Origin of the sequence: Lysobacter sp. CFH 32150 (genome assembly GCF_022758295.1) — a bacterium.
GTDB lineage: Bacteria > Pseudomonadota > Gammaproteobacteria > Xanthomonadales > Xanthomonadaceae > CFH-32150.
Map to the genome: position 1 here is coordinate 742,807 of NZ_JALDWJ010000001.1, position 24,144 is coordinate 766,950.

General features: G+C 65.0%; 23 protein-coding genes. 10 read left to right on the forward strand and 13 right to left on the reverse strand.

Going from position 1 to position 24,144, the window contains the following annotated elements:
- Positions 1–100: 100 nt before the first annotated feature.
- Positions 101–1,018, reverse strand: coding sequence for a lytic transglycosylase domain-containing protein (locus tag MO486_RS03365; RefSeq protein ID WP_242904523.1), 918 nt, complete (start codon positions 1,016–1,018; stop codon positions 101–103).
- Positions 1,019–1,194: 176 nt separating this feature from the next.
- Here MO486_RS03365 and miaB point away from each other — a divergent pair, with 176 nt between their 5' ends.
- Both miaB and MO486_RS03375 read left to right on the forward strand, forming a co-directional pair.
- The gene (gene miaB / locus MO486_RS03370) at positions 1,195–2,616 is read left to right on the forward strand and encodes a tRNA (N6-isopentenyl adenosine(37)-C2)-methylthiotransferase MiaB (RefSeq protein ID WP_242904524.1); all 1,422 of its coding nucleotides are present in this window, start codon (positions 1,195–1,197) and stop codon (positions 2,614–2,616) included.
- Positions 2,617–2,627: 11 nt separating this feature from the next.
- Positions 2,628–3,122, forward strand: coding sequence for a GNAT family N-acetyltransferase (locus tag MO486_RS03375; protein WP_242904525.1), 495 nt, complete (start codon positions 2,628–2,630; stop codon positions 3,120–3,122).
- 10 nt (positions 3,123–3,132) lie between these two features.
- On the opposite strand, the gene MO486_RS03380 is transcribed toward MO486_RS03375, so the two are convergent.
- The 4 genes from MO486_RS03380 to MO486_RS03395 are packed head-to-tail and all read right to left on the reverse strand — an operon-like array spanning position 3,133 to position 6,807.
- Positions 3,133–4,212 (reverse strand): ABC transporter permease, encoded by a 1,080-nt coding sequence (locus tag MO486_RS03380; protein ID WP_242904526.1) that lies wholly within the window; start codon positions 4,210–4,212, stop codon positions 3,133–3,135.
- On the reverse strand, positions 4,209–5,138 hold the full coding sequence (locus MO486_RS03385; protein WP_242904617.1) for an ABC transporter ATP-binding protein: 930 nt from the start codon (positions 5,136–5,138) through the stop codon (positions 4,209–4,211). The genes MO486_RS03380 and MO486_RS03385 overlap by 4 nt, the downstream gene beginning before the upstream one ends.
- Positions 5,139–5,173: 35 nt before the next feature.
- Positions 5,174–6,115, reverse strand: a complete 942-nt coding sequence (locus MO486_RS03390) for an HlyD family secretion protein (protein ID WP_242904527.1) — start codon at positions 6,113–6,115, stop codon at positions 5,174–5,176.
- Entirely contained in the window at positions 6,112–6,807 is a 696-nt protein-coding gene (locus MO486_RS03395) for a TetR/AcrR family transcriptional regulator (RefSeq protein WP_242904528.1), read from the reverse strand. Before MO486_RS03395 ends, MO486_RS03390 begins: the two co-directional genes overlap by 4 nt.
- Before the next feature lie 100 nt (positions 6,808–6,907).
- Between MO486_RS03395 and MO486_RS03400 the strand changes: the two genes are divergently transcribed.
- A complete protein-coding gene (locus MO486_RS03400) occupies positions 6,908–7,888 on the forward strand; it encodes a PhoH family protein (RefSeq protein ID WP_242904530.1) in 981 nt (326 codons plus the stop codon).
- Between the two features lie 10 nt (positions 7,889–7,898).
- Positions 7,899–8,381: an rRNA maturation RNase YbeY gene (gene ybeY, locus MO486_RS03405; protein ID WP_242904532.1), complete on the forward strand. Its 483-nt coding sequence runs from the start codon at positions 7,899–7,901 to the stop codon at positions 8,379–8,381.
- Between the two features lie 21 nt (positions 8,382–8,402).
- On the opposite strand, the gene MO486_RS03410 is transcribed toward ybeY, so the two are convergent.
- Complete coding sequence (locus MO486_RS03410) at positions 8,403–8,903, reverse strand: DUF6496 domain-containing protein (RefSeq protein ID WP_242904534.1); 501 nt, start codon at positions 8,901–8,903, stop codon at positions 8,403–8,405.
- Positions 8,904–9,059: 156 nt separating this feature from the next.
- On the opposite strand from MO486_RS03410, the gene MO486_RS03415 reads away from it, so the two are divergent.
- The 5 genes from MO486_RS03415 to MO486_RS03435 all read left to right on the forward strand — a co-directional run bounded on the left by MO486_RS03415 (position 9,060) and on the right by MO486_RS03435 (position 14,473).
- The gene (locus MO486_RS03415) at positions 9,060–9,923 is read left to right on the forward strand and encodes a transporter associated domain-containing protein (protein WP_242904537.1); all 864 of its coding nucleotides are present in this window, start codon (positions 9,060–9,062) and stop codon (positions 9,921–9,923) included.
- Entirely contained in the window at positions 9,910–11,085 is a 1,176-nt protein-coding gene (locus MO486_RS03420; protein ID WP_242904539.1) for a DUF4105 domain-containing protein, read from the forward strand. The genes MO486_RS03415 and MO486_RS03420 overlap by 14 nt, the downstream gene beginning before the upstream one ends.
- A gap of 79 nt (positions 11,086–11,164) precedes the next feature.
- Positions 11,165–12,178, forward strand: coding sequence for a magnesium and cobalt transport protein CorA (locus MO486_RS03425; protein ID WP_242904541.1), 1,014 nt, complete (start codon positions 11,165–11,167; stop codon positions 12,176–12,178).
- 50 nt (positions 12,179–12,228) lie between these two features.
- The gene (locus MO486_RS03430; protein ID WP_242904543.1) at positions 12,229–14,286 is read left to right on the forward strand and encodes a carbon starvation CstA family protein; all 2,058 of its coding nucleotides are present in this window, start codon (positions 12,229–12,231) and stop codon (positions 14,284–14,286) included.
- The gene (locus MO486_RS03435; RefSeq protein ID WP_242904545.1) at positions 14,261–14,473 is read left to right on the forward strand and encodes a YbdD/YjiX family protein; all 213 of its coding nucleotides are present in this window, start codon (positions 14,261–14,263) and stop codon (positions 14,471–14,473) included. The genes MO486_RS03430 and MO486_RS03435 overlap by 26 nt, the downstream gene beginning before the upstream one ends.
- Before the next feature lie 15 nt (positions 14,474–14,488).
- Here MO486_RS03435 and MO486_RS03440 read toward each other — a convergent pair whose 3' ends face one another.
- From MO486_RS03440 to MO486_RS03450, 3 genes are all read right to left on the reverse strand, one after another.
- Entirely contained in the window at positions 14,489–14,674 is a 186-nt protein-coding gene (locus tag MO486_RS03440) for a hypothetical protein (protein WP_242904547.1), read from the reverse strand.
- Positions 14,675–14,784: 110 nt separating this feature from the next.
- Positions 14,785–16,854, reverse strand: coding sequence for a S9 family peptidase (locus MO486_RS03445; RefSeq protein ID WP_242904549.1), 2,070 nt, complete (start codon positions 16,852–16,854; stop codon positions 14,785–14,787).
- Positions 16,855–16,924: 70 nt separating this feature from the next.
- Positions 16,925–18,859: an oligopeptide transporter, OPT family gene (locus MO486_RS03450; protein ID WP_242904551.1), complete on the reverse strand. Its 1,935-nt coding sequence runs from the start codon at positions 18,857–18,859 to the stop codon at positions 16,925–16,927.
- Between the two features lie 115 nt (positions 18,860–18,974).
- On the opposite strand from MO486_RS03450, the gene MO486_RS03455 reads away from it, so the two are divergent.
- Positions 18,975–20,699, forward strand: a complete 1,725-nt coding sequence (locus MO486_RS03455; RefSeq protein ID WP_242904553.1) for a peptide MFS transporter — start codon at positions 18,975–18,977, stop codon at positions 20,697–20,699.
- A gap of 18 nt (positions 20,700–20,717) precedes the next feature.
- Here MO486_RS03455 and rfbD read toward each other — a convergent pair whose 3' ends face one another.
- The 4 genes from rfbD to rfbB are packed head-to-tail and all read right to left on the reverse strand — an operon-like array spanning position 20,718 to position 24,125.
- On the reverse strand, positions 20,718–21,611 hold the full coding sequence (gene rfbD / locus MO486_RS03460) for a dTDP-4-dehydrorhamnose reductase (protein WP_242904555.1): 894 nt from the start codon (positions 21,609–21,611) through the stop codon (positions 20,718–20,720).
- The gene (rfbC, locus tag MO486_RS03465) at positions 21,608–22,165 is read right to left on the reverse strand and encodes a dTDP-4-dehydrorhamnose 3,5-epimerase (protein ID WP_242904557.1); all 558 of its coding nucleotides are present in this window, start codon (positions 22,163–22,165) and stop codon (positions 21,608–21,610) included. The genes rfbD and rfbC overlap by 4 nt, the downstream gene beginning before the upstream one ends.
- Positions 22,162–23,073: a glucose-1-phosphate thymidylyltransferase RfbA gene (rfbA, locus tag MO486_RS03470; RefSeq protein ID WP_242904559.1), complete on the reverse strand. Its 912-nt coding sequence runs from the start codon at positions 23,071–23,073 to the stop codon at positions 22,162–22,164. The genes rfbC and rfbA overlap by 4 nt, the downstream gene beginning before the upstream one ends.
- Positions 23,070–24,125, reverse strand: a complete 1,056-nt coding sequence (gene rfbB, locus MO486_RS03475) for a dTDP-glucose 4,6-dehydratase (protein WP_242904561.1) — start codon at positions 24,123–24,125, stop codon at positions 23,070–23,072. Before rfbB ends, rfbA begins: the two co-directional genes overlap by 4 nt.
- Between the last annotated feature and the right edge of the window lie 19 nt (positions 24,126–24,144).

Consider the following 24,144-nt stretch of genomic DNA (forward strand, 5'->3'; position numbering starts at 1 on the left):
GCGGCCACAAAGACGGGGAAGTGTAACGGAACGCTTAACAAGCCGACAACAGAAGTGGCCGGATTCAGTGGCTGGAGAGCGCCTGAATCGGGTTCTGCGCCTATTGCGCCGCCCGCACGTTGCTGGCCAGCGCGCCGCGATAGCGTTCGGCGAGGACGGCGACGCGTTCGACGTAACGGCGGGTCTCGCTGTAGGGCGGCACGCCCTTGTACTTGTCAACCGCGCCCTCGCCAGCGTTGTAGCCGGCCGCAGCGAGGGTCAGGTTGCCGTCGAAGCGCTTGAGCAGCCAAGCCAGGTACTGCACCCCGCCGGCGATGTTCTGGTTGGCGTCAAAGGCGTTGCCGACGCCGAACCGGCGTGCGGTGGCGGGCATCAACTGCATCAGCCCCTGCGCCCCGACACGGGAGAGCGCGTTCGGGTTGAAGGCAGATTCGGCGTGGATGATGGCGCGCACGATCGATTCCTCGACCCCATGCTGGCGCGCGGCGGCCGCGATCTCGGCCTGGTAGGCCGCAGTGTTCAGCCGCAGCGTATTGAAGTTCACCCCGGGCCTGGTGCCGCAGGCGAAGCAGGTTTCCATGAAGCTGTATTTGATCGTGCGCAGCGCCGTCGCACCGGCCACGCCCCGCGGCGGCTTGCTGGTGTAGTGGCGCACGCCGTCCTTGATGTAGGAATAGACCTGCCCTTGCACTAGGCGCGTGGTCGGAGCGGAGGACGACTGCACCGGAGTGGTGACCGTCTCGACCGCAGGCACACTTACCGTCGCCGGGGAACCGGACACCAGGTTGGCCGGTGTCACGCTGCCGACTGCCGGCACGGGCGCCTTGGACACTGCAGGCGTCGGCGCGGAAGCACGCGATGACTTGTAGCTGATCACGGTGCATTTGGCCCCCGCGACACGCTTGCTGACATAGCTGCGGGAACCATCGGCGCTGTCGCAACGGTACAAAGTGCCGGCCGCGGCAGGAGCCGCTGCCAGCACGCACAAAAGCGCCAAAATTCCCCTTGCCCCCTTCATGGCCGCGAGTCTCCTCCCATCCGGAGCGCTTTGACAAGTATTTGATTTATATGAACACGGCCAGCGTTGCCGTTTTTTCAGTAAACGTGACGAGGACCGCATTGCGGCCTCCGAGGGCTACAATGCCGCCCCCTTCCGGCGCGGATTCACCGCCGCCCTCCCGGACCGAGACCGACATGACCGACCCGACTGTCGCCGCGCCGCGCGGCAAGCCCTTGGAAGGCTCGCCTTCCAAGAAAGGCAAGCTCTATATCAAGACCCACGGCTGCCAGATGAACGAGTACGACTCGGCCAAGATGGCCGACGTGCTCGCCGCATCAGATGGGCTTGAGCTGACGCAGAACGTCGAAGAAGCCGACGTCATCCTGGTCAATACCTGCTCGATTCGCGAAAAAGCGCAGGAAAAGGTCTTCAGCCAGCTCGGCCGCTGGAAAGCGCTCAAGAAGGACGGCAAGCCGGTCCTGATCGGCGTCGGCGGCTGCGTCGCTTCGCAGGAAGGCGCAGCCATCGTCAAGCGCGCGCCCTACGTCGACCTGGTGTTCGGCCCGCAAACCCTGCACCGCCTGCCCGAATTGATCCGTGCCCGCCGTGCCTCCGGCCAGCCGCAGGTCGACATCAGCTTCCCTGAGATCGAGAAATTCGACCGCCTGCCCGAGCCGCGCGCCGAAGGTCCGAGCGCCTTCGTCTCGATCATGGAAGGCTGCTCGAAGTACTGCTCGTTCTGCGTCGTGCCGTACACGCGTGGAGAAGAGGTCAGCCGTCCGTTCGAAGACGTGCTGGTCGAAGTCGCGCAACTCGCTGCGCAGGGCGTGCGTGAGATCAACCTGCTCGGGCAGAACGTCAACGCGTACCGCGGCCCAATCGCTCCTGATGAAAGCGGGGGCGACGGCGAAATCGCCGACCTCGGCCTGCTGATCCGCACCATCGCCGAGATCGAAGGCATCGGCCGCATCCGCTTCACCACTTCGCATCCGCTTGAGTTCGGCGATTCGCTTATCGAGGCCTACCGTGACGTCCCGCAACTCGCCAACTACCTGCACCTGCCGGTGCAGGCCGGCAGCGACCGCGTGCTCGCGGCGATGAAGCGCGGCTATACCGCGCTCGAGTTCAAGCAGAAGATTCGCAAGCTGCGCGCGGTGCGACCGGACATCTCGATCTCGTCGGATTTCATCGTCGGTTTTCCCGGCGAAACCGATGCCGACTTCGACAAGACGATGAAGCTGATCGAGGACGTCGGTTTCGACCAGTCGTTCTCCTTCATCTACTCCCGTCGCCCCGGCACGCCCGCGGCCGATCTCGAAGACGACACGCCCGATGCGGTGAAACACGCGCGGCTGGAACGCCTGCAGGCGCACATCAACGCCCATGCCGCGACCATTTCGCAGGCGATGGTCGGCACCACGCAAACGGTGCTGGTCGAAGGCCCGTCGAAGAAGAACCCCAACGAGCTGACGGGCAAGACCGAGAACATGCGCTCGGTGAACTTTCCCGGCCACCCGCGCCTGGTCGGCCAATTCGTCGATCTCGTGATCACCGAGGCCATGTCCAACTCGCTGCGTGGCCGCGTGATGATGGCCGACGATCAGGCAGCAGCCTGATCGCGCCCGCCGTGAGCCCCGACCTGCAGATCCACGAGATCCATGCCGACGGGTTCGAACGCGCCTGGCCGGTGTTCCACGAGGTGATCGCCTCCGGCGACACCTACAGCTACCCGCCCGATCTGGATCGGGACACAGCGCGCGCCTGGTGGACCACGCCGCCGAGCCGCTGCTTCATCGCCGAACGCGACGGCGAGGTGCTGGGCCTGTACATGTTGCGACCCAACCAACCCGGGCTCGGCAACCACGTCGCCAACGCCGGCTACATGGTGTCCGCCCGCGCCCGCGGCCAGGGCATCGCCTCGGCGCTGTGTGAACACTCGATGGACGAGGCGCGCCGCGCCGGTTTCACCGCCATGCAGTTCAACTTCGTGGTCAGCAGCAACGAAGGCGCGGTGCGGCTGTGGCAGCGCCACGGCTTCGCCATCGTCGGTCGCGTGCCCGGTGCATTCCGCCACGCCACGCTCGGCGCGACCGACATCTACGTGATGCACCGCGCGCTGTAGCGCGGGCGGCTCAGTCCAGCCGCTTGCGAAAGCGGCTGATCGCCAGCGTCATCATCACCGTGGTGAACGCCACGAGCGCGAGCACTTCCGGCCACATGTCCACGAGACCTGCGCCGCGCAGCATGATGCCGCGGATGAGGCGCAGAAAATGCGTCAGCGGCAGCAGCTCTGCCAGCCACTGGATGATCTTCGGCATGCCGGCGAACGGGAACATGAAGCCCGACAGCAGGATCGATGGGAGGAACACGAAGAACGTCATCTGCATCGCCTGGAACTGCGACTGCGCCTTGGTCGAGATCAGCAGCCCGAGGGTGAGGTTGGCGAAGATGAGCAGTATCGCGGCGAGATAGACATCGAAGGCGCTACCGCGGATCGGCACCGAAAAGATCGTCAGGCCCAAGGCAAGCACCACCGTCGTCTGGATCAGGCCGATGACGGCATATGGCAGCACTTTACCGATCATCAGTTCGCTGCGGCTCACGGGCGTGGCGATCAGCAATTCCATGTTGCCGCGCTCTCGCTCGCGCACGATGGCGACGCCGGTGAACAACACCATGGTCATGGTGAGGATCACGCCGATCAGGCCGGGCACGATGTTCACCGCCGAGCGACGCTCGGGGTTGTAGAAACTCACGACGCTGATCTGCGGCGGTTTTACCGTACCGCCATCGATCGGCAGCTGCGCCAGCTGGACTGCTGCACTCTGCACCACGGTATCGCTGCCATCGACCAGCACCTGCACCGCTTCGCGGCCCTCGGCGCGGCGGCGTTCGAAATCCGGCGGCACCACGACGCCGACGCTGATTTCGCCGCGCTTGAGCATCGCCATCAGTTCCTGTGGCGTTCGCGCTTCCGTCGCCGGCTTCACGACGCCGGTGGCGATCATGTCCATCACCAGCGCGCGCGATCCGCTCGTGCCCGCCTGGTCGGCAACCGCCGCCGACAGCCCGCGCAGGTTGAGATTGATCGCATAGCCGAACAGCACCAGCTGCATCACCGGGATGCCGACGATCATCGCCAGCGTGATGCGGTCGCGACGCATCTGGCGCAGCTCCTTGACCACGATCGCGAACAGTCGGCGCCAGTTCATGCCGCGCGCGCCTTGGCCGCATCGCTACCGCGGGTCGCAGCGACGAAGACGTCTTCGAGGTTGGGCGATACCGGTTCGACTTCCGCCTGCAAACCTGCATGCGCCAGGGCTTCACGCAGACGCGCCGCCGCATCGCCATTGGCCGCCATCAACACGCGCTGCGTGTTGCCGATCTGGGCCACGCTGAGCACGCCGTCCACTGCCAGCAATGTCTGCTGCGCACGACGTGGTTGCTCCGCATGCACGACGACAGTGCGGCCTTCGAGCGCCGAGGTGAGTTCGTCCGGCGTGCCGTCGGCGACAAGTGCCCCTGTGTCGAGGATCGCCAGGCGGTGGCAGCGCTCGGCTTCGTCCATGTAGTGCGTCGACACCAGGATGGTGGTGCCGGCGTCGGCAAGCTCAAATAACTTTTCCCAGAAATCGCGGCGCGATTCCGGGTCGACCGCACTGGTCGGTTCGTCGAGGAAAAGCAGTTCCGGTTGGTGGATCACGGCACCGGCCAGCGCCAGGCGCTGCTTCTGGCCGCCGCTCAACGTGCCGGCAAGTTGCTTCTGCCGATCGCCGAAATGGTATTGGGCGATCAGTTCGTCGATGCGTTGCCTGGCTCGCGCTTTCGGGATGTCCTGCACCGCGGCAAGAAATTCGAGGTTTTCGCGTACGCTCAAGTCCTCGAACAGCGAAAATTTCTGCGTCATGTAACCGATGCGGCGGCGCAATTCCTCCGCCTGCTCGGGGATGCGCAGCTCCAGTACTTCGATCTCACCGGCGGTCGGCGTCAGCAAGCCGCACAGCATGCGGATAGTGGTCGACTTGCCGGAGCCATTCGGACCGAGGAAGCCGTAAACGTGCGCTTTCGGCACCGTCAGGTCGACGTGATCGACCGCGACCAGGTTGCCGAATTGCTTGGTCAGGCCCCGCGCGCGGATTGCGGGGGCATCGGCCTCGTTCATTGCGCGGCTGTTCATGGCATGAATTCGACCCGCACCGGCAAGCCGGCCGGCAACTCCGCGGCATCCTTGCCCAACTCGATTTCCGCGAGATAGCTCAAGCGCGCTGCGTCCTTGCCGATCAACGCGTAGTACGGGGTAAAGCTCGGCTCGCTGCGGATCATCCGTACCTTGCCGCTGAGCGCCTGTTCGCTGCCGGCGACAAAGACTCGTGCGTCCTGCCCCACGCGCACGCTGGCACGGATCGGCTCTGGCACGTAGACCCGCGCATACGGCGCATCGCCAACGAGCAGCACGGCAAGCGGCGCGCCGACCGGAGCCTGGTCGCCTAGCTTGTACGGCAGGCTGTCGACGCGACCGGCGCGCGGCGCGGTGATCTTCAATTTGTCGAGCGTGACCTGTTGCGCGCTGGCTTGCGCCGTCGCGCCACGCGCCGCAGCTTCGCCTTGGGCGAGGCGTTCGCTGCGCGTGCCGTGTTCGAGTTCGAGCAGGGCCGCCTGCGCCGCACGCACCTGCGCATCGGCATTGCCAGCTGCGGCACGGGCACGATCGACGTCGGCCGCTGCAACCAGTTTCTGTCGGCCCAGCGGTTGCAGGCGCGCGTAGTAGGCGCCAGCGTCGCGCGCTTGCGCTTGTGCGGCGGCGAGTTGTGCGCGTGCCTGTGCGATGGCTTCGCTGCGTGGACCGGCTTCGAGTTCGGCGAGCGCCTCGCGTTGTCGCTGCGCTTCGGCTTGCGCGGCCGAAGTCGCGGCTTCCGTGCGCGTCGCCTCCAAGCGCAACAGGGGCTGACCCGCGGCGACGCGCTCGCCTTCGCGCACGTCGATGGCGACGATGCGCTCGGCGGCCGGCGCCGGTAGCGTGATGCGATCGTATTCCAGCGTACCCAGAGCCTGTGGCGCGTCGTTGCTGCACGCAGACAGTGCCGCGAGAAGGACGGCGAGGATCACGCTTCTCATGTGCGCTCCGGGAGTTTCGGTTGTGGCAGGGCCAGACCACGGTCGAGCAAGGCAATGGTGTGCAGGCGTTGGGCATCGCCATCGAGATCGTTGGCGTCGAAGATGCGGCGCCAGATCGGCGCGCCCGCGGCGGGAAACAGCGTCAGCCCGATCAGTGACACAAACAGCAGGCGCGGATCCAGGTCGGGATTGAGTTCGCCGCGTGCCTGCGCGGCGGCGAAGCGTTGCGTCATCTGCTGCGGCAGCGTCGTGGCGATGCGGGTGACCAGCAGTTCACGCAGCATGCCGCCTTCGCACAACACTTCCCGCACCCACAACGGCGGCCACCACGGATGGCGCGCGACGAGTTCGCTCATCTTGCCCACGAAGCCCGCGACCAACGCAGCGACATCGTCGCCGGAACGCATCATCACTTCGCGCATCTCGCCCATGACCGGCAGGATGCGTTCCTCGACCAGGGCGTCCACCAGTTGTTCCTTGCTGCCGAAGTAGTAATGCAGCAGTGCAGGCGTTACCCCAGCCTCGGTGGCGATCGCACGCAAGGAGGTCGCCGCGATCCCGGTGCGAACGAAGCACGCGATCGCAGCATCGAGCAGGCGCGGACGCAGGTCCGGGCTCTCGCCGCGCGGACGGCCCGGCGCGCGTTTGCGCGTGGTCGACTTGCGGCGTCCGGTGGGGAGTTGGGTGGTCATGGCCATATTTAATTCAATGATTAATTTATTTGCAACCCCAAACCGACGAACGGTCGCTTGTGATGGCCTCATCGACGCTGCCGCGCTACCCTGCGGCCGCATGAATGCGACCAGCCGCGACTTCGCCCTAGAACCTGCCGACAACGAACGCCTGGCCAACCTCGCCGGGCCATTCGACGGCCACCTGCGCCAAATCGAACTACGCCTGGGCGTGGAAATCGCGAACCGCGGCAACGTCTTCCGTGTCACCGGACCCGACGCCGCAGCGGCCAAGGCCGAACAGTTGTTGCGCGAGTTGTACGCCGAGGCGGGCGACGAAACCTTCGATGGCCATGCGATCAACCTGCGGCTGAGTGCCGCCGACGCCAACCGTGTCGTCGCCAACGACGTCGAGCCGCAGGAAGTCGTGATCCGGGTGAAGCGCGGCACCATCCGCGGCCGCAGCCCCAACCAGGCGAAATACCTGCATGCGATCGCCACACACGACATCAACTTCGGCGTCGGCCCTGCCGGCACCGGCAAGACCTTCCTGGCAGTGGCGATGGCGGTCGAAGCGCTGAACGAATCGCGGGTGCAGCGCCTGATCCTGGTGCGCCCCGCGGTCGAGGCCGGAGAGAAACTCGGCTTCCTGCCGGGCGATCTCAGCCAGAAGGTCGATCCCTACCTGCGTCCGCTGTACGACGCCCTGTACGAAATGCTCGGGGTCGAGAAAGTCATCAAGCTGCTCGAAAAAAACGTCATCGAGATCGCGCCGCTGGCCTACATGCGTGGACGCACGCTCAACGACGCGTTCGTCATCCTCGACGAAGCGCAGAACACCACCATCGAGCAGATGAAGATGTTCCTCACCCGCATCGGCTTCGGTTCGACCGCGGTGGTCACCGGCGACCTCACCCAGATCGACTTGCCGAAGCACGTGAAATCCGGGTTGAGGGATGCGATCGAAGTGCTGCGCGGCATCGAAGGCATCACCCTGACCTTCTTCGAATCGCGCGACGTGGTGCGCCACCCCCTGGTGGCCCGCATCGTCAATGCCTACGACGCGCGCGATGCACAAGATTCTGCGACCGGACCGGCGTAGACTCGCAGCCATGACGCGCGGCCCGGTTCGTCTCGAAGTTTCGGTCAGTTACGCCCTGCCCCGCACGGGCTTGCCCGCTGCGGTGAGTTTCCGCAAATGGGTGGCCGCTGCGCTCAGCGGGCGCATCCGCGAAGCCGACCTCGCCATCCGCGTCGTCGGCACCAAGGAAGGCCGAGCACTGAACCGCCATTACCGTGGCAAGGATTACGCCACCAACGTGCTCAGCTTTCCGGCTGAGTTGCCTGATGGCTTGCCGGCCGATGTGAAGCTGCCGCTCCTCGGCGACGTGGTCCTGTGCGCGCCGGTGATCGCGCGCGAAGCGAAGCAGCAGAAGAAGCCGCTGGCCGCGCACTACGCGCACATGACCGTGCATGGCGCCCTGCATCTGCTCGGCTGGGACCACGACGACGAGCGCGAGGCCGAATGCATGGAACGACTGGAGCGCGAAATCCTCGCCGATCTCGGCGTCGAAGATCCTTACCTGGAGAAGTAAGGCGCCAATTCGCGTCGCTCATCAGGCGTGGTGCGAATGCTCGGCCCGCGTCCGTGCCGCCTTGCGTGCAGCCGCAGAACGTCCTGCCGCACCCTTGGTCCGCGCCGCCTTCTTGGCGGCCGCAGATCGCTCGGTGGCAGTGCGTTTGGACGCGGCTTTCTTGGCTTGGCGCGACAGCGCCGTCTTGCTCGCCGCCGCATGTCCTTCGCGCTTCAACGCCTTGGTGACCGCACGGCCACGCTTGGCGGAAGGCTTCGCGTGCTTCTCACCGGCCTCCGTATCCCGCTTCGCCTTGCGCCGCGTCTCGGCCGAAACGCCTTCTTTTGGTGGCGGGAGGTCGACGCCGGCCCGACGTGCCTTCGAAAGACCGATCGCGATCGCCTGTTTGGCCGATCGCGCGCCGTGCTTGCCTTCGCGGATGTGCTCGATTTCCTCGCGCACGAATTCGCCGGCCTGGGTGCTGGGCGCTTTCCCCTCGCGCTTGTCGCGACGGGCACGCTCGATGGTGCGTTTCTCGGGCATGTCGCATCCTCCGCGGTTCATTCCCGAGGCCGATTTTCCGCACCGAGGCGACATGCAGGCGTGAACGGGCCATTTGCGGGCCGTTTCACCGGCCCGCAACGATTCCGCGCTAGACTCTTTCTGGTCGCTCCGCCCGCGGAGTCCCGCCCCAACACCATGTCAGAAGACGACAGTACCCATTCGGTCGAACCTCCGGAAAAACGGCGCTCCTGGCTGGATCGCATCAGCGCGGCGCTCTCCGGCGAACCCACCACCCGCGAAGACCTGGTCGAACTGCTGCGCGACGTGCAGGCCGACGGCCTGATCGCGGCCGACACGCTGCGCATGATGGAAGGCGCCATCGCGGTCTCCGACCTCACCGTCGGCGACGTGATGATCCCGCGTGCGCAGATGGTGGTCCTGCCCGCGGACGCGAAACTCATCGACCTGATGAAACTGGTGGTCGAATCCGGCCACTCGCGCTTTCCGGTGCACGGCGACGATAAAGACGAAATCCTCGGCATCCTGCTGGCCAAGGACCTGCTGCGTGGCGTGGTCGCCGACAACGGCCCGGCCAATGTGCGCGAACTGTTGCGCCCGGCGGTGCTGATCCCCGAATCCAAGCGCCTGAACGTGCTGCTGCGCGAGTTCCGCCAGTCGCGCAACCATATGGCGATCGTGATCGACGAGTACGGCGGCGTGGCCGGCCTAGTCACGATCGAGGACGTGCTCGAGCAGATCGTCGGCGAGATCGATGACGAACACGACGAAGCCGAAGACGAAGCGACGCTGATCGCGGCGCAGGCCGATGGCCAGTTCGTGGTCGATGCGCTGACGCCGATCAGCGATTTCAACGAGCGTTTCGGCGCCGATTTCGACGACGACGAATACGACACCATCGGCGGACTGGTGACCGCGGCGATCGGGCACCTGCCCGAAGCCGGCGAGGAACTCACCCTCGGTCGTTTCGGCTTCCGCGTCGCCCGCGCCGACGCGCGCCGCCTGCACGCCTTGCACCTCAGCGTGCATGCCGACCACTAGCCGCGTCGCACTCCTGCTATCCGCCGTGCTGCTGTGGCTGCTGGCCGCCACAGTGAGCGCTGCGCCACGCATCGGAGTGGCCACGATGCAGCCGGGCGAGATTTTCTGGGAGCGCTTCGGGCACAACGCGATCGTGGTCGATGATCCGGCACGTGGCGAACCGTTGTCCTACAACTTCGGCTTCTTCGACCTCGACGAGCCCGATTTCTTCAGGCGCTTCATCCGCGGCGAGATGTCGTACCGGCTGATGGAACTGCCGCTGCGGCAGGACATGGAGTACTACCGCGAAGTTGGGCGCGGCGTCAGTCTGCAATGGCTCGATCTGACGTCGACGCAGGCGACACAGCTCGCAGCTGCGCTTGCCGAGAACGCCAAGCCAGAAAATGCTCGCTACCGGTACGACTACTTCACCGACAACTGTTCGACCCGCGTCCGCGACGCGCTCGATCGTGCCCTGGGGGGCACGTTGCGCCAGCAGATGATCAGCCGTTCGCAAGGCAACACCTATCGCAGCGAAGCGGTACGGCTTGCTTCGCCCGCCGGCTGGATGTGGCTGGGCTTCGACCTCGGCCTCGGCCCGTTTGCCGATCGCCCGCTGTCGCGCTGGCAGGAAGCCTTCGTGCCGATGCGATTGGCCGACAGCCTGCGCGAAACGAAGCTGGCCGACGGCCGTCCGCTGGTCACGTCCGAGTACGTGCTGCTGCCGCACCGGATTGCACCGGAGCCGGCGGAAACGCCGCGACGCTGGTGGCCTTATGCACTGGTCGGCATCGCGTTGGCATTCACGATTTTGCGGGTGGGCAAACGTCGCCCGCGACTGCTCGCAGCGATGGCATTACCGTTCTGGACGCTGTCCGGCCTGCTTGGCTTGCTGCTCGCCTTCATCTGGTGCTGCACCGCGCATCGCGCCGGATGGGCCAACCACAACCTGTTGCTGCTCAATCCGTTGTGCCTGCTGTTGTTGCCGGGTGCACTGAGGGTCGTACGTGATCACGACCCCGGCCCCCGGTTCCGGCGCTGGCTCGGTGGCATTGCCGCGTGTGCGCTGGTCGCACTGGCATTGCAACTGCTACCGAATGCGCAATACGCCGCGCCATGGATCGCGCTGCTGCTGCCAGTACACCTGGCACTCGCACACCAACGCACTGTGGGAGCGACGTAAGTCGCGAAAGGGCTCGCCGGGTCGCGACTGCTCGCTCCCATGGGTTGCCGCGACGCACTCGTGCGGGCACGATGCGCGCATGAGCCCGCAAGCCCCTCAGCAACATGACCCTGCCCTGCCGGCCTGCGTGGTCAATTGCGCGGTCTACGATCGCCAGGGCAATCGCCGCGATATCACCCTGGACGCGATCAGCGATGTGCTTTCGATCGATGACGGCAGCTTCGTCTGGGTCGGGCTGTACGAACCGGAAGAGGAACTGCTGGACAAGCTGCAGGAGGAGTTCGGACTGCACGACCTCGCCGTCGAGGACGCGCACCACGCGCACCAACGGCCGAAGATCGAGTCCTACGGCAATTCCCTGTTCATCGCGGTGCACACGGCGCAGGCGATCGAGGGCCATGTGCGCTTCGGTGAAACCCACGCGTTCGTCGGGCCACGCTACCTGGTGACAGTCCGCCACGGTGCGTCGCTGTCGTATGCGCCGGTGCGCACGCGGGTCGAGCGCGAGCCCGAGCTGCTGGCGCTGGGACCGGCCTATGCGTTGTACGCGGTGTTCGATTTCGTCGTCGACAACTACCTGCCGATCGTCGGCGAGTTCCGCGACGAGTTGAACGCACTAGAACACGACATCTTCAGCGACACGTTCCGCCGCGACACCATCGTCAAGCTGTACGAACTCAAGCGCGAACTGACCCAGCTGCGACTGGCGGTGGCGCCGCTGCAGGACATCCTCGCCCAGCTCACCCGCATCCACGGTGCCCTGGTGCCGGACGAAGTGCGCCTGTATTTCCGCGACGTGCTCGACCACGCATTGCGTGTCAACGAATCCACCGACACCCTGCGCGAGATGTTGACCGCGGCGATGAGCGTGAATCTATCGATGGCCACCATCGCCCAGGGCGAAGTGGTCAAGCGCCTCGCCGGCTGGGCCGCACTACTGGCCGCACCGACGCTGATCGCCAGCTGGTACGGCATGAACTTCACGCACATGCCGGAACTCGCCGGCCCAAACAGCTACTGGATCCTGATCGGGATCGTGGTGGTGGTGTGCGTCGGTCTGTTCGCGTATCTGAAGAAGGTGCGCTGGCTGTAGCTGCAAACAACGTGCGAATGAATTTCGCACCTACAGGTCGTGGAGGCGCAATGAGCTTGGTGGGCAAACTCGGATGGACCGCGCTGTCGCTGTTCGCGGCGTTCTGCCTCGGCACCGTCGCGCTGTCGCGCGGCGAAACGATCAGCGCGATGTGGATCGTCGCCGCGGCGGTGTCGATCCTCTTCATCGGCTATCGCTTCTATTCGCGCTATATCGCCGAGAAGGCGCTGGGACTCGACCCCACGCGCGCGACGCCGGCGTGGCGGCGCAACGACGGCCTCGATTACGTGCCGACGCAACGGTCGGTGCTGTTCGGACACCACTTCGCCGCGATCGCCGGTGCCGGCCCGCTGGTCGGCCCGGTGCTGGCGGCTCAGATGGGTTACCTGCCCGGCATGTTGTGGATTTTGTTCGGGGTGATCCTCGCCGGTGCCGTGCAGGATTTCATGATCCTGTTCTGCTCGGTGCGCCGCGATGGCCGCTCGCTGGGCGAAATGATCCGCAGCGAGCTGGGTGCGGCGGCGGGCATCACCGCGATGATCGGCATCCTCACCATCATGGTGATCCTGCTTGCTGTGCTCGCGCTGGTCGTGGTGAAGGCGCTGGCGATCAGTCCGTGGGGTACGTTCACCGTGGCGATGACGATCCCGATTGCGTTGCTGATGGGTCTGTACCTGCGCTACTTCCGACCCGGCCGCATCCTCGAAGTCTCGCTGCTCGGCCTTGCGCTATTGCTGCTATCGATCTGGATGGGTGGTCATGTCGCGGCTTCGCCAGAGTGGGCGCCGTACTTCACCTTCGACGGCAAAAACCTGGCGTGGATGCTGATCGGCTACGGCTTCGTCGCCGCGGTACTGCCGGTATGGCTGCTGCTGGCGCCGCGCGATTACCTTTCGACCTTCCTCAAGATCGGCACCGTGGTGCTGCTCGCGATCGCTGTCGTGGCTGCCGCGCCGGATTTGCGCATGCCGGCGATCACCAGGTTTATCGACGGCAGCGGCCCGGTATTTTCGGGCAACCTGTTCCCGTTCCTGTTCATCACCATCGCCTGCGGCGCGGTATCGGGCTTCCACGCGCTGGTGAGTTCCGGCACGACGCCGAAGATGCTGTCGAACGAAAAGGATGCACGCCTGATCGGCTACGGCGGCATGCTGATGGAGGCCTTCGTCGCGGTGATGGCATTGATCGCCGCATGCGTGCTCGATCCCGGCGTGTACTTCGCGATGAATTCGCCGGCGGCTCTGATCGGTACCACGGTCGAATCCGCGGCGCAGGCGATCTCGGGCTGGGGTTTCGTGATCACGCCCGACATGCTCGCCACCACGGCCAGCGAGATCGGCGAAACAACCATCCTGTCGCGCGTCGGCGGGGCACCAACGCTGGCGGTGGGCATGGCGCAGATCCTGCACGGCATCGCCGGCGGTGGCGGCATGCTGGCGTTCTGGTACCACTACGCGATCCTGTTCGAAGCATTGTTCATCCTGACCACGATCGACGCGGGCACCCGAGTCGCGCGGTTCATGATCCAGGAGCTGGTCGGACTCGCCTATCCGCCGTTCAAGCGCACCGAAAGCTGGGCGGCAAACCTCGCCTGCACCGCGCTCGCGGTCAGTGGTTGGGGCTGGTTCCTGGTCCAGGGCGTCACCGATCCACTCGGCGGCATCAATACGTTGTGGCCACTGTTCGGCATCGCGAACCAGATGCTCGCGGGCCTGGCCTTGATCTTCGCCTGCGTCGCACTGGTGAAGATGAAGCGCGAAAAGTATTTGTGGATTCCGGCGTTGCCGACCGCGTGGCTGCTGGTGTGCACCATGACCGCCGGCTGGCAGAAGCTGTTCCATGCCGATCCGAAGATCGGATTCCTCGCCAACGCGCGCAGGTTCGCCGACGCTGCGGCCAACGGTGAAGTGCTGGCGCCAGCGAAGTCCCTGGCCGAAATGCAGCGCATCGCCTTCAACAACCAGCTCGACGCGGCGTTGTGCGCGCTCTTCATGAGCGTGTTGCTGCTGACGCTGTTCTTCGGCATCCGTACGGCATTGGCCGCACGCCGCAGCAGCGTACCGACCGCGCAGGAGACGCCTTATGCGACGTTCGACGTGGCTCGCTGAGACCCTGAGTCGCATCTGGAATACGGCCGTGCATGGCGCACGGCTCGCGGTCGGTGTGCCGGACTACGAGGCCTATGCCGCGCACGTCCGTGCGCAGCATCCGGACCGCGAACCGATGGATCGCAAGGCGTTCTTCGCCGAGCGCATGCAGGCGCGATACGGCAAGGGCCGCTCGCGCTGCTGCTAGCAATAGGCCCCTGACCTAATAACGAGAAGCGGTGTCGCTGTCCCAGCCGCCGTGCCTACGTCGATCCTTGCCGCTGCGGCGGTCCTCGCGACCCGGCTCGAAGCGGATTTCCTCCCGGCGTTCCGAGCCCTGCCGGCGATCCGGCCCCCTGCGCCGCTCGAGGCCACGGTTGGCCGGGCGCGGTTTCTGTTCTTCCGCCATGGTCCTGACTCCGCTCACGTCTACCAGTTCATAACGTCAATCGGCCGGCAAAGCGGCAATCCAGGCCGACGGCCGGCCACCCGGCAACGCCGGGCGGCCGATCCGGACTTTTACTCGCCGAGGTGCGCCTTCAACCAGCCATTGACCGTGTCGTGCCACAGCACGCTGTTCTGCGGCTTCAGCACCCAGTGGTTCTCGTCGGGGAAGTACAGGAACTTGGACTCGACCCCCTGCCGCTGCAGCGCAGTGAACGCACCGATGCCCTGCTCGACCGGGATGCGGAAGTCCAGCTGGCCGTGGATCACCAGCATCGGCACCTTCCATTTGGCGACATGGTTGACCGGATTGAACTCCTCGTATTTCTTTGGCACGACGTAGGGCGTACCGCCCTGCTCCCACTCGGTGAACCATAGTTCCTCGGTGGCGTAACCCATCATGCGCTGGTCGAACACGCCGTCGTGGCTCACCAGGCACTTCCATGGCTGCTGCCAGTTGCCGGCGATCCAGTTGACCATGAAGCCGCCGTAACTCGCGCCCAAAGCACAGGCCTTGTCGCCGTCGAGGAAGGCGTACTTCTTCTGCGCAGCGGCCCAGCCCTTCTGCAGGTCTTCCAGAGGGCGGTCACCCCAGTGCTCGCTGATCGCGTCGGTGAACGCCTGGCCGTAACCGGTCGAGCCGTGGAAGTCGATCATCACCACCGCATAGCCCTGGCCCGCGTACGTCTGCGGATTCCAGCGATAGCTCCAGCCATTGCCGAAGCTGCCCTGCGGGCCGCCGTGGATCAGGAACGCGACTGGATACTGCTTGCCCGCTTCGTAATTCCACGGCTTGACCACGTAGCCGTGCACGGTTTCGTTGTTCCAGCCGATGAAGTTGAACTGCTCGAAGTTACCGAACCCGACATCCTTCAGCATCTCGCCGGCGCTCGGCGTGATCGCGCGCAACGGTGCGCCATCGAGGCTGGTGGCGTAGAGCTGGTCGCCGGTCTGCAGCGTGTTGCGGGTGAAGGCCAGCGTCGGCCCGGCAAATGCAAACGCGGAGATCGAACCGTCGCCGACGACCTGGCTGACTTCGCCGTTGTCGAGCGACACCTTGAACAAGGGATGCTGACCGAGCTCTCCTGCGGTGGTGTAAATCGCCTTGCCGTCCGCCGACAGCGTGATGCCGTCGGCCGATGCGTCCCACTTCGGCGCGATCTCGCGCGTGTTGCCGCTGGCGAGGTCCATCGCGATCAGCGCGAAACGGTCGGCTTCGAAGCCGGGTCGTTTCATGGCTCGGTAGTACAGCGTCTTGCCATCGGCACTGAACACCGGGCCGGTGTCCCAGGCCTTGTTCGCGGTGGTGAGATTCTTCGCCGCGCCGCTACCGTCGGCATTGACGAGGTAAAGGTCGAAGTTGGTCGACCACGGCTCTTCGCGATCGGCCTTGCGCGCGGCCAGCACCAGCGATTTGCCGTCCGGCGCCCAGGTGTATTCCGTCGCATCACCAAACGGCTTCGATGGCACGTCGGCGAGCACGTCCTTGCCAACCAGCTTCGCGGTCTTCAGCGGCGCCTTGCCGTCGCCGAGCGCAGCGACGAACACGCGGTTGAGACGGCCATCGTTCCAGGCATCCCAGTGGCGGATGAACATGCGGTCGAACACCACGCCGGTGCTCTTCTTGTCTTCACGTTCCTTCAACTGCTTCAGCGTGCAGTTGAAATCGGAACCGCAGCTGTCGAAGACCTCGGCATTGAAGGCGATCTGCGCGCCATCCGGCGAGAGCTTGTAACTGCCGATGTCGGTCGGAAAATCGGTGACCTGCTTCGGCGTGCCGCCCGCCGCCGGGATCGCGTACAGCTGCATCGAGCCCGACTTGGCGCTGAGGAAATACACGGTCTGGCCGTCGCGCGAGAATTCCGGCGAATTGACGTTCCAGCCTTCCGGCGTCAGCCGCTCTGGCGGCGCCGCGTCGCGCGCGAACAGGTCTTCTACCCATAGCGAAGTCGAGGCTTTGTTCGCCGCGAAATCCACGACGCGCTTGGCGAACACGAGCTTGCGGCCATCCGGCGACAGTGTCGGCGTCGAGACGCGATCCAGCGTGGCGAGGTCGCGCACTTCGAACCCGCGTGCGGCGTGCGAAGTGGTGGGTGCGAACGCGGGAAGCAGCAACAAGGCCAACGCGAGAGGACGTGGATTCATCGGATCACTCCAGGTTCGAAAAGAAGAACGGCCGGCCGACGCGAGGCATCGGCCGGCCGAGATTTAGAGGTCACTGCGGCACATGCGCCTTGACGCCGGTGCGATACAGCAACCAGCCGACGATGCCGAGTACCACCAAACCGAGCCACTGGCCAAAATGGAACGACGCAGGCAAAGCGAGCACATCGGCCCGCGTGGACACGACGATCGGGATCGCAATCAGGATGCCCATCAGTGCCTCGCCGGTGATCAGGCCGGCGGAGAACAGCGTGCCGGGGCGATGGATGCGATCGCGCCCTTCCTCGGTATCGGCATGCAGGTGCAACTTGCGTTCGACCAGGTGCGACAGCAGGCCGCCGAGGAAGATCGGCACCATTAGTTCCAGGGGCAGGTAGATGCCGATCGCGGCAGCCAGTACCGGCACGCGGAAATGCGAGCCGCGCTTCTTCAACCAGGAGTCCAGCGCGATGATCGCCGCGCCGATGCCGGCACCGATCGCGATCATGTCCCAGGGCAGCTTGCCGCCGAACATGCCCTTGGCGACGGACGCCATCAGCATCGCCTGCGGCGCGTTGAGCGAGTTGGGATGCTCGGGCGTCGCCGGTCCGATACCGTAGGCAGCGGACAGCAGGTTCAGCACCGGCGCCATTACCAGCGCGCACGAGAATGCGCCGATGCCGAGCATCAACTGCTGCTTCCACGGTGTTGCACCGACCAGGTAACCGGCCTTGAGGTCCTGCAGGTTGTCGCCACCGACCGCGGCGGCACAACAGACCACCGCACCGATCATGATCGCGGCGACAGCGCCGATCGGCGAATCGCGCCCGAGCAGGAACACCAGCACCACTGATGCGAACAGGATCGTGGCGATGGTGATCCCGGAGACGGGATTGTTCGACGAACCGACGAGACCGGCGAGATACGCCGATACCGAGACGAACAGGAAGCCGGCGACGATCATGATGATCGTCATCGGGACGCTGACCGTCCATTGCCCGACGATGGCCTGGTACAGCGCCAGCAGCGGCAGCGTGAACAGCACCAGCGCCACCAGCATCCATTTCATCGGCAGGTCGCGCTCGGTTTCGGCGACAACGCGGCCGGTTCCTTTGCGTGCGGCAGCGATGCCGCTCTTGATGCCCGAGACCAATGACTTGCGCAGCGAGAACAACGTCCATACGCCGCCGATCAACATGGCACCGACGCCGAGGTAACGCACTTTCTCGGCACGGATCAGGGCCGCTGCATCGGCAGCGCCCAGACCCACCAGTTGTGCCGCGAGTGCCGGATCATTGCCCTGGAAAAAGGCGTGGTACAGCGGGATGGCAATGTTGTACGACAGGATGCTGCCGGACACGACCACGATGCCGACATTGAGGCCCACGATGTAACCGACGCCAAGCAGCGCCGGCGACAAGCCCGAGCCCATGTAGCCCAGGAACTTCCCGAAGAAACCCGCGCCGACGGCATTGTCGGGAATCAGCCGCAATCCGCTTTCCGCAGCCAGCTTGACGACGGCGCCAATGGCACCCGCCATGGCCAGGATCTTGACGCCGGGGCCTGGATTGTCACCGGCCTTCAGCACTTCCGCAGCGGCCTTGCCTTCCGGGAACGCGAGCGGTTCCTCGACGATCATCGTGCGCCGCAGCGGCACCGAGAACAGCACGCCGAGCAGACCACCCAGACCGGCGATCGCCAGCACCCACGAATAACGGAAGTCATCCCAGTAACCGAGGATGACCAGCGCCGGGATCGTGAAGATCACGCCTGCCGCGATCGACGAACCCGCAGACGCGCCGGTCTGCACGATGTTGTTCTCGAGGATGGTGCCGCCGCCGAGCACGCGCAGCACGGCCATCGACACGACAGCAGCCGGGATCGCGGTGGCGATGGTGAGTCCGGCGAACAAGCCGAGGTAAGCGTTCGCCGCGGCCAGGATCACCGCGAGGATGATCGCCAGCAGCACGGCGCGAAAGGTAAGTTGCGGAACCGCTTCGTTCTTCATGTCCCCTCCCAGGGCGCCGGGTCACGGCGTGAGCCGGACACGCTAAGACCTCGCCCCGGGCAAGTCCAGTGCTGGGCCACGGCTATACTCGCGCGTATCCAGCACGGGGCGCGGCGTGTCCACCATCACCACCGACATTCCGGCGCGCGAGGACTTCCTGGGCCATCCCAAAGGCGTCTTCGTCTGTTTCTTCACCGAGATGTGGGAGCGCTTCTCCTTCTACGGGATGAAGGCCCTGCTGCTGCTGTACCTGTTGAAGTACCACCGCTTCGGTGACGACGCCGGCTACGACCTGATCGGTGCCTATGGCGGATTGGTCTACGCCGTACCCGTGATCGGTGGGCTGATCGCCGACCGCTGGCTCGGCATGCGCAAGGCCGTGGTGCTCGGCGGCGTGCTGCTGTGCCTGGGGCATCTCGGCATGGCGGTCGAGGGCGAACAGGCGCGCGTGGTCGACGGCGTCGTGGTGCGCGATGAAGGCGCACTGCAGGTGTTCTACTTCTCGCTCGCGCTGATCATCATGGGCGTGGGCTTCCTCAAGCCGAACATCTCCACCATCGTCGGCAAGCTCTATGCGGAGGACGATCCACGCCGCGACTCGGGCTTCACCCTCTTCTACGCCGGCATCAACGTCGGGGGGCTGTTCGCGGGCCTGATCTGCGCCTTCCTCGGCGAAACCTACGGCTGGAAGTACGGCTTCGGCGCTGCTGGCATCGGCATGCTCGCCGGCCTCGGCATGTTCCTGTGGGGACAGAAATACCTGCACGGCCACGCCGAACCCAACGACCCGGTGAAGCTGCGCGAACGCGTCGGCCCGCTGCCGCGCGAGTGGTGGATCTATCTCGGCGCGTTCGCCGGCGTCGCGGTGGTGTGGCAGCTGATCCAGCGCACGTGGACCGTCCATGGCGCGATGCACATCGTCGCGATCGCCTTCGGTCTGTGGTTCGTGTGGTTCCTCATCCGCCACTGCAGCAAGATCGAACGTGAACAGATGATCTCGCTGCTGGTGATGATCCTCGGCGTGCTGGTGTTCTTCACCTTGTACGAGCAGACCTACGGTTCGTGGCTGACGTTCACCGACCGGCTAATGACCAAGGACATGTTCCCCACCCTTGTCAGCGACAGCAGCGGCACATTGCCGTGGTCGTTATTCGTGATGATGGCCAGTCCGGTCCTCATGGTGATCGCACTGCGTGCTAGCGATCGCGGCAACCACAGCCTCGCGCTCTGGATGATTGCGCTGCTGGCCATCGGCATGGCCATCGCCTGCTTCCGCGACGTGGTTCTGGTGCCGCAGACTGCCGGTTCGCTGACCTTCCTTGGCTCCTTCTTCGTCGTGCTGCTGTCGCCGCTGTTCGCCTGGCTGTGGCCATGGCTGGAACGACGCGGCTGGAACCCGAGCAAGCCCGCGAAGAGTGCCATCGGCCTGCTGTTCGCCGGGCTTTCGTTCCTACCGCTGATCGCCGCCGCGCAAACCATCGGCGACGGCGCGCTGGCGAGCGTGTGGTGGCTGGTCCTCGCCTACTTCCTGCTCGAAGTAGGTGAAATGTGCCTGTCGCCGATCGGATTGTCCGCGGTGACGCAGCTGTCGGTCGCGCGCGTGGTCGGATTGATGATGGGCGGTTTCTGGCTCGCGACGGCGTATTCGGAAGTGTTGGCCGCGCAGTTCGGCAAGCTGGCCTCGCTGGAGATTCCGGAAGGCGGTGCGATCGACCTGCTCGAGGCCGCCGGCAAGTACAGCGAGTTGTTCCGGCTGATGCTGTGGATCGGCCTTGGTTCGGCCCTGTTGTTCCTGGTCCTGGCGCCGTTGCTCAGGCGCTGGATGCATGGAGTGAAGTGAGGGGCGCGCTCGCGTGCCCTAGTTTTTCAGTTCGTCCAGCACACGCGCGAGTCCTTCGCGCCAGTCCGGCAACGCAATCCCGAAGTCGCGTTGCAACGTCGAGGTGTCCAGTACGGAATACGCCGGTCGCGCTGCGGGCGTCGGGTAGTCGGCGGTCGTGATCGCCGCTACGCGTGGTGCCCGGGCGAGCAGTCCACGTTCGACTGCACCGGCGAAGATCGCTTCGGCGAAGCCGTGCCAACTGGTTTGCCCCGATGCAGTCACGTGCCAGAGTCCGGAGGTCTGCGACGCCTGTCGCAGCGCCTGCGCGGTGACATCCGCGATGAGTGCAGCCGGGGTCGGCGTGCCGAACTGATCGGCGACCACGCGCAGCTCATCGCGCTCGGCGCCGACGCGCAACATCGTGCGCAGGAAGTTGTGGCCGTGCGCGGCATACACCCACGCGGTGCGAAAAATCATGTGGCGGCAACCGCTGGCACGCACCGTCTGTTCCCCGGCGAGCTTGCTCGCGCCGTAAACGCCGAGTGGCGCGGTCGCATCATCCACGCGGTATGGGCGGGTGCCGCGTCCATCGAACACATAGTCGGTCGAGTAATGCACCAGTAGCGCATTGCGCACGATGCAGGCCCCTGCGAGCGCCTCCGGTGCAGCCGCGTTGGCACGGAATGCGGCGTCGCGTTCGTTCTCGGCGCGATCGACCGCCGTGTAGGCGGCGGCATTGATCACCACGTCCGGCGAGATGCGATCGACCAGTGCGGGCAACGAATCGGGTTGATCGAAGTCGGCGACTTCGCAGGCGTGATCGCCCAATCTGCCGCTGCGCGTCGCCACGACCACTTCGCCTAGTGGCGCGAGGCTGCGACGCAGTTCGGTCCCGACCTGGCCGGTACCGCCGAGCAACAGGAACTTCATGCCACGTAGATCGGCAGGCGGTCTTCAGCGACGTCCGCCAGAAAGGGCGCGCGCCCATCCTTGTCCGATAGCGACGGTGCGCTCACTGGCCAGTCGATCGCGAGTTGCGCGTCGTTCCAGCGGATGCCGGCATCGGCTTGAGGGTCGTAGGTCGCAGTGCACAAGTAGGTGAACACCGCACGTTCGCTCAAGGTGACGAAGCCATGCGCGAAGCCTTCCGGGATCCAGAAATGACGCTTGTTCTCGGCGCTGAGCACCACCGCCGTCCAGCGGCCGAACGTCGGCGAACCGCGGCGAATGTCGACGGCAACGTCCCAGACCTCGCCCTCCACCACCGACACGTACTTGCCCTGTGGCTTGGGCCACTGGTAGTGCAGGCCACGCAGTACGCCGCGGCTGGACGACGACACATTGCCCTGCACGAACGCCGGCTGCAGGCCGTGCGCGGCGAGCTTGTCGTGGTTGAACGATTCGAAGAAGAAGCCGCGCTCGTCGCCGAATACCCGCGGTTCGATCACCAGACAACCTGGCAGGTCGGTCTCGATGACCCTCATCCGATGCGCCCGTGTTCGAGCAGGCCGAGCAGGTACTGACCATAGCCGCTCTTGGCCAGCGGCTTGGCGAGTTCGCGCAATTGCGCGTCATCGATCCACTGGTTGAAGTACGCGATCTCTTCCGGGCAGCACACGCGCAACCCTTGTCGCTTCTCGATGGTCTCGATATAGCTCGAGGCTTCGACCAGCGACTCGTGCGTGCCGGTATCGAGCCAGGCGAACCCACGGCCGAGCTTCTCGAGTTGCAAGGCGCCAGCTTCGAGGTAGCAACGGTTGAGGTCGGTAATCTCCAACTCGCCCCTCGGCGACGGCTTCAGCCCGGCGGCGAAGTCGCTGGCACGACCATCGTAGAAGTACAGGCCGGTGACGGCGTAGTGCGATTTCGGCTGGGCGGGTTTTTCCTCGAGTCCGATCACAGTGCCGGTGGCGTCGAATTCGGCCACGCCATAGCGCTCCGGATCGCGCACCCAGTATCCAAACACCGTGGCGGCCTGCTCCCGCGCATTGGCACGCTGCAGCAGCTCGGTGAGACCGTGCCCGTAGAAGATGTTGTCGCCCAGTACCAGGCAGCTTGGGCCGCCGGCCAGGAACTCGCGTCCGATCAGGAACGCCTGCGCCAGCCCATCGGGACTGGGTTGCACGGCGTATTCGATCTTCATGCCCCAACGCGAACCATCGCCGAGCAGGTTCTTGAACAGGGGCTGCTCGTGCGGCGTGTTGATGATCAACACTTCACGGATCCCCGCCAGCATCAGCACGCTGAGCGGGTAATAGATCATCGGCTTGTCGTACACCGGCAGCAGCTGCTTGCTGATCGCCTGGGTGATCGGATACAGCCGGGTACCGGAACCGCCAGCGAGGATGATTCCTTTTCGAAGCTGGCCCTTGCGCACCGCGGCAGGACTCATGCGGCCGCTCCGATGCGTTCGAGGCGATAGCTGCCGTCGAGGACGCGCTGTACCCAGGGCTGGTTGCCCAGGTACCAGTCGACGGTGTCGGCGATCCCCTGCTCGAAGCTGTATGCGGGCGTCCAGCCGAGCTCGTCCTGCAACTTGCTGGCATCGATCGCGTAGCGGCGATCATGGCCCGGACGATCGGCGACATACGTGATCTGGCTGGCGCGGGGCTTGCCGTCGGCACGCGGGCGGCGTTCGTCCAGCAACGTGCAGATCGCATGCACGACTTCGATGTTCTGGCGTTCGGCATTGCCGCCGACGTTGTAGGTCTCGCCGACGCGACCGCCTTCCAGCACTGCGCGAATCGCGGCGCAATGGTCGCCGACGTACAACCAGTCGCGGACGTTCTTGCCGTCGCCATAAACGGGCAATGGCTCACCGGCCAGGGCACGGGCAATGATCAGCGGGATGAGTTTTTCCGGGAACTGGTACGGCCCATAGTTGTTCGAGCAGTTGGTCGTCAGCACCGGCAACCCGTAGGTGTGGTGGAAGGCGCGGACCAGGTGGTCGGACGCGGCCTTCGACGCCGAGTACGGCGAATTCGGGGCAAACGGCGTGCTCTCGGTGAACTTGCCCGAGTCGCCGAGCGAACCGTAGACCTCATCGGTGGACACATGCAGGAAGCGGAAGTTTTCCTTCGCCGTGCCTTCGACCATGCGCCAGTAATCGCGTACTGCTTCAAGCAGCGCCAAGGTGCCGACCACGTTGGTCTGCACGAATGCCGCCGGGCCGTCGATCGAGCGATCGACATGGCTTTCCGCGGCGAAGTTGATCACGGCGTCCGGGCGATGTTCCCGCAACAGACGCTCGACCAGCGCACGGTCACCGATGTCGCCATGCACGAACACATGGTTGGGATTGCCGTCGACCGAAGCCAGTGTGTCGCGATTGCCCGCATACGTCAGCGCATCGAGATTGATGACCCGCAGACCGCGCTGCACCGCATCCAGAACGAAATTACCGCCAATAAAACCGGCGCCGCCGGTCACCAACCAGGTCGTCACATCAGTCTCCGCTGCAGGC